Below are 6,020 nucleotides of genomic sequence, written 5' to 3'. Positions count from 1 at the left end.
CACACCGTGATCCGCCGCAACGGACGCACCTGCGGCTGCGGTCGTCAGGGATGCCTCGAGACCTACACCTCCGCCACTGGGGTGGCTCGCACCGCACGCGAGTACCTCTCCATCCGTGAGGATGACTCCCTGCTCCGCGACCTCGACCCGGCGGAGATCACCTCCAAGGACGTCTTTGACGCCGCGATGAAGGGCGACAAGCTGGCGATCCAGATCTTTGAGAACACCGGTACCATCCTCGGCGAGGCACTTGCCGATGCAGTCGCCTACACCAGCCCCGAGGCGATCATCCTCTTTGGTGGTCTCACCCACGCCGGTGACCTGCTCCTCAAGCCGACACAGCGCGCTATGGAGGAGAACCTACTCAATATCTATAAGGGCAAGGTGAAGATCCTCTTCAGTGAGCTGAAGGAGAACGATGCCGCTATCCTCGGTGCAGCAGCCATGGGCTGGGAGGCAACACACCTGCACCCCGACAGCGTCTATATGGCCGACGCCGAGGCGTAAGCCCGATAACATCCTCAAGCCTTAGGGGCGGTGGTGCAAGTTTAGCCTGCTCCACCGCCTTTTTTATTGCCTAAAAAATCGGACCGGAGGGATCCGCTGACAGCCCGGTGCGAGACCGGTCACTCCGTCCACGAATCAGGCATTTCACTAATACCGGTATTAGAATTTCCCTCAATCGGACAGGATCACCACCACAGGTCTCGCGATCGTCGGCCCGGGAGACTTTCACAACGCCGATGAGCCTAAATAATCGTACATTTGAGGTATGAAGAAGAATAAGAAAGATGCTATCATTGTCCTCTCTGGCGGTCTCGACAGTGTCACGCTGCTGCATGACAAGCAAGATGAGATCGCCCTGGCCGTAACCTTTGACTACGGCAGCAATCACAATGCTCGGGAGATCGCCTGTGCGAGGCACCACTGTGCCGCGCTCGGCATTGAGCACCTGGTGATCCCCCTTCACTTCATCAAGGACTACTTCCACTCCTCCCTCATCGAGGGGGCGGATGCGATCCCGGAGGGCTCCTACGACGAGGAGAATATGAAGTCCACCGTCGTCCCCTTCCGCAACGGGATCATGCTCTCCGTTGCCTGTGGGCTGGCGGAGAGCCGCGAGCTGGACCGGGTGATGCTCGCCAACCACTCCGGTGACCATACGATCTATCCCGACTGCAGACCTGACTTTATCCGAGAGATGAGCGGAGCGATGTCCGCCGGGACCTTCAATGGCGTCACCATCGACGCGCCCTACACGCTGATCACCAAGTCAGACATTGTCCGTCGTGGGGCAGAGCTGGGCGTGGACTACAGCGACACCTACTCCTGCTACAAGGGAGGGGAGAAGCACTGCGGCAAGTGCGGCACCTGCGAGGAGCGACGAGAGGCCTTCCGCGAGGCCGGCATCACCGACCCAACCACCTACGAGACTGAGTAGATGATGAGATCCAGTACGACAGAGCAGCGCATACTGCTGACCCTGGTCCTACCCTATCAGACCTCCCACGAGAGACAGAGACTTGTCTGTATGATGGGGGACGAGAGGCTCCCTATGGAGGAGCGATCGGCAGGGCTCTGGACCCTCGACCTGCCCCTATCCATCTCCGACCACAAGGAACTGCGCTACAGCTACAGAGTGGAGGAGGAAGGGGATATCGTCGCCGTGGAGGCTCCTATGCCCCATACCATTCGCCTGAGAGCTACAGAAGCGAAGACGACACCTCTCAACGTGGTGAGCCGCGATCGGTGGATCGCCCCCTCGCCCGCCCATCGGCTGATGAGTCCTCCCCTCTGCGGGCTGCTCGGGCTGACTGACCGGACTAAGGAGCCGATGGCTGCGTTCGACTGTCACCGCGGAGAGGCGATCGCCTTCCTGAGGCAGGAGATCTATGACGGGGAGCTCTTGCTCGTGGGGTCAACCTCAGAGGCGGGAGCATGGGACCCGATGCACGGCATCCCCCTCCGCGCCTGTCGTCACTGCTACACACTATCCATGGAGGGACTCCCGGCGATGGAGTACAAGATGGTGCTCCGACGGCGGGACGGTTCGATCCTCTGGGAGGAGGGACCCAATAGAGTCTACCGTCCGGAGGAGAGACGTTCCCTTACGCTCACCTTTATCGACGAGCCGAAACTTCAGTCCACTTGGAAGCAAAGGAGTATCGAGGGGACGGTGGCGCCACTCTTTGCCCTGCGCACAGAGCGATCCTACGGCATCGGCGACTTTGGGGATGCGGTGGACTTCGTCCGCTACCTTGCCGAGCTGGGACAGCATCTCTACCAGATGCTCCCCTTCTACGACACCACTTTTACCCGCACCCCACTCGACTCCTATCCCTACAACGCCATCACCACCTACGGGCTGGATCCCCTTTACCTCGATGTGCGCAGACTCCCTGGGTACGACGAGGCACCGCTCAGGCGGAGCTGGGAGGAGCAAGCTACCAAGCTCAACGCCCTGCCTAAGGTCGACTATCTATCCGTCCGGGAGCTGAAGCGCGAGGTGATCGACTACTGCTACGATCGAGCTGATGATCAAACGATGGAGAGGGTAAGGGAATTTATGTCCCGGGAGAGGGAGGATCTGCTTGCCTACTGTCTCTTCTGCGTCCTTAGAGATCGGCAGCCGGGGACTCCGGTCACCGAGTATGCAGACTACGCAACGGTTCGGGAGGAGTACCTCAGGACGAGAACCATCCAGGGAGCACAGGCGGAGCGGGAGGTGCTTCGGTACGCCTTTATCCAGTGCTTCCTGTACGACCAATTGGGCAGGCTGACGGAGACCGCCCACCGGCATGACGTCCTGATCAAGGGCGACCTGCCGATCGGCGTGGGACGAAATAGCGTCGATGTCTGGGTCGCTCCGCACCTCTTCCACCTGGATAAGGAGGCAGGCGCACCGCCCGACTTCTTCTCCGCCGATGGGCAGGACTGGGGCTTCCCCACCTACGACTGGGAGGCGATGGCGGCGGAGGACTTCCGCTGGTGGCGTCACCGCTTTGCCGTGATGGAGCGCCACCTCGATGCGATCCGGATCGACCACATCCTTGGCTTCTTCCGTATCTGGAGCATCCCGGAGAGTAACTCCGACCAGCGTCAGGCACACTATGTCCCGGCGCTCGGCTACCGTCCGGATGAGGTGCAGGGGGTGGAGAAGCTCTGTGCTAAGGACGAGCAAGGACTCTATCACCCATCGCCCTCACCGGAGCTCTATCCGGACTTTGGTCCCCTGAGCGCCGAAGAGAAGCAGCTGATCCTCTACCTCCGGGAGGAGTACCACCACCACCGCAATGAGGAGCTCTGGCGCCGAACCGCCATCAAGCGTCTCCTCGGAGCCACCTCAGAGACCGACATGCTCCTCTGCGCCGAGGATCTGGGGAGTCTCCCGGGGAGCATGAGGGAGGTGATGGACACCTTCGAGCTGCTCTCCCTCGAGGTGGTGCGGATGGCGAAGAAGCCCTGGTGTCCCTTTGCCCACCCTCATGACCTCCCCTACCTCAGCGTCGGCTCCACGTCGACCCACGACACTAGCACACTGCGCGCCTGGTGGCACTCGCTCGATCACTACATGAGGTGCGAGATCGCTGCCGCTTACGGTTGTGCGGACGACCCCACACCGGCAGGTCTGATCCGCGCCCTGAGACGACTTGCCCCGTCGGTGCTGCTGGTTCTGCCGATGCAGGATTGGTGGACGCTGACCGGATATGGTTCGGAAGTGGCACCAGAGGAGGAGCAGATCAATCATCCCGAGGACCCGAAGCAGATCTGGGACTATCGGATGCTCGGTACGATTGCGGACTTACCGCGTTCCTTAGAGTAAAAAAAAGTATGAGTACAAAGAGACTACTATCCACCGCAGCACTCGGAGCACTATCCCTATCAGCGGCTGCCCAGATGCGTCCCAATGTCGTATTCTTCATGGTGGACGACCTTGGCATCGGTGACATCGGGGCTTACGGGCAGCGGTACATCCCGACACCCGGCCTGGACAGCCTCGCCCGGGCGGGTATGACCTTTACGCAGGCCTACGCCGGCTGCTCCGTCAGTGCCCCCTCCCGCGGTTCACTCCTCACCGGACGCCATACTGGACACGCCTTCATCCGCGGGAATAAGGACACCCCCAATCCCGACGGACACACCTACGATCATCCCCTCGCCGATGGTGAGGTGACCCTCGCCGAGATGCTGAAGGAAGTCGGCTACGACACCGCCTGCATCGGGAAGTGGGGTCTGGGTGGACCCGGCACCGAGGGCGCACCGACGCGGCAGGGCTTTGACTACTTCTTCGGCTACCTCGGGCAGCTCAACGCCCACCGCCACAGACCGGAGTTTCTCCATGAGGGAGAGACGCTGGCGCCGCTGGACGGGAAGACCTACGCACAGGATCTGCTGATGGACCATGCGATCGACTTCCTTAGAGCCAGGGAGCGGAAGGAGCGTCCCTTCTTCCTCTACTTCACCCCCGCCCTGCCGCATGCGGATCTGGACGCCGAGGAGGAGGATCGGAAGCCCTTTGAGGGAGAGTTCTGCGAGCGCCCCTTTGAGGGCAATTGGTACCGCGCCGAAGCGCAGCCCAAGGCGACCTACGCCGGGATGATCCGCCGCATCGACAACGACGTACGACGGATGATGGAGGTGCTTCAGGAGGAGGGACTGGCGGAGAATACCCTCTTCATCTTCACCTCTGACAACGGTCCGCACGAGGAGGGAGGGCATGATCCCTACTTCTTTGATGGCAATGGTCCCTACCGCGGACTCAAGCGTGCCCTCTACGAGGGGGGGGTACGGACACCCCTCATCGCTGTGTGGCCCGAGGTGATCAAGCCCGGCAGTACGTCCTACCACATGCTCGCCTTCTGGGACGTAATGCCGACCCTGCAGGAACTCTCCGGCGCCGCTCCTCAGACTCAGTCTGACGGGATCTCCTTCCTTCCCACCCTCACCGGCAGGGGCGAGCAACGGGAGCACGCGTACCTCTACTGGGAGTTCCACGAGGAGGGCGGACGTCAGGCGGTCCGTATGGGTGAGTGGAAGCTGATCCGACAACAGGTCAAGGACGCTACGAAGACGCACGATGAGCTCTTCAATCTCTCCGCAGATCCAGGAGAACTGCGTGATGTCTCCGCCGACTACCCTGAGGTGGTCCGGCAGCTGGGCGAAGTGATCGATCAGTCGCACCGACCCAGCAGAGACTTCCCCCTGCTCCCATCAGAGAGACAGTAATAGAGAAGATCCCCCCGCAAGAGACTTGCGAGGGGATCTTTTTTTGTGCTTAGTCAGGAGGGTGATTACTTGCCCTGCAGAGTCAGTGTCTGTAGATACTTCTCAGCATTGGCGGCAGAGGGCGAGGTCGGATAGCTCTCCTTGACCTTAGTATAAGCCTCCTTAGCCTTATCCATCTTGCCGAGTGCCTCGTAGGCGAGTCCCGCCTTGATCAGGTAGATCGGCGAGAGGAGCATATTGTCCGCTTTCTTGGCAGCGTCCTCGAAGTAGCCCACAGCCTTGTCGTACTGGTCTCCCTCGACGTAGCAGTCGCCGATCAGACCGATGACACTCGGCTGAAGCATCATGTCCTTGGAGCTAAACTTATCCAGCTGCTTGATCGCGCTCTGGTAGTCACCCAGCTGGTAGTAGCAGACACCGGCGTAGGCATGAGCGACATTACCTGCAGGAGTATTCCCGTAGTCGCTGATGATATCGAGGAATCCCTTCACATCGGCGCCGTTCCCCTTGAGAGCTGTCTCGAAGGAGTCTCTCTCAAAGAGCTGCTCTGCACGGAAGATCTGCTCCTCAGCCTTAGCCTTATGAGGCATCATATAGGCATTACGATAGAGGATGATGCCACCGATAACGACGATGGCAGCTACCAGGCAGATGATAAGCGTCCGCCTATTTTTCTTCATGTAATCCTCTGCCTTGCTTCCGGTCTCGGCCGAGGTTGCCTCCTTATTGAGGTCTTGGGTATTGCTTTGCTTACTCATGAGTTAGCTTCTTATATATAGACTACGGACTAACTG

General features: G+C 60.0%; 5 protein-coding genes. 4 read left to right on the top strand and 1 reads right to left on the bottom strand.

Annotation, left to right across the window (positions count from 1 at the left end):
* The 4 genes from Q0F21_RS04785 to Q0F21_RS04770 all read left to right on the top strand — a co-directional run.
* Nucleotides 1–507: ROK family protein (locus Q0F21_RS04785; protein WP_297237888.1), on the top strand; the 507-nt coding region annotated here is incomplete at its 5' end.
* Nucleotides 508–772: 265 nt separating this feature from the next.
* On the top strand, nucleotides 773–1,441 hold the full coding sequence (queC, locus tag Q0F21_RS04780; RefSeq protein ID WP_297237885.1) for a 7-cyano-7-deazaguanine synthase QueC: 669 nt from the start codon (nucleotides 773–775) through the stop codon (nucleotides 1,439–1,441).
* Nucleotides 1,442–3,823, top strand: a complete 2,382-nt coding sequence (locus tag Q0F21_RS04775) for a 4-alpha-glucanotransferase (RefSeq protein WP_297237883.1) — start codon at nucleotides 1,442–1,444, stop codon at nucleotides 3,821–3,823.
* A gap of 8 nt (nucleotides 3,824–3,831) precedes the next feature.
* Nucleotides 3,832–5,226 carry an arylsulfatase gene (locus Q0F21_RS04770; protein WP_297237881.1) on the top strand — a complete coding sequence of 465 codons (1,395 nt, stop codon included), beginning with the start codon at nucleotides 3,832–3,834 and terminating at the stop codon, nucleotides 5,224–5,226.
* A 65-nt stretch (nucleotides 5,227–5,291) separates the two neighbouring features.
* Here Q0F21_RS04770 and Q0F21_RS04765 read toward each other — a convergent pair whose 3' ends face one another.
* A complete protein-coding gene (locus Q0F21_RS04765; protein WP_297237880.1) occupies nucleotides 5,292–5,984 on the bottom strand; it encodes a tetratricopeptide repeat protein in 693 nt (230 codons plus the stop codon).
* Nucleotides 5,985–6,020 lie beyond the last annotated feature (36 nt).

The sequence above is a fragment of the uncultured Porphyromonas sp. genome, from assembly GCF_934359325.1.
Lineage (GTDB): Bacteria > Bacteroidota > Bacteroidia > Bacteroidales > Porphyromonadaceae > Porphyromonas_A.
Note: the sequence above shows the minus strand (reverse complement) of the source record. Positions and strands in the feature narration are given on the sequence as shown.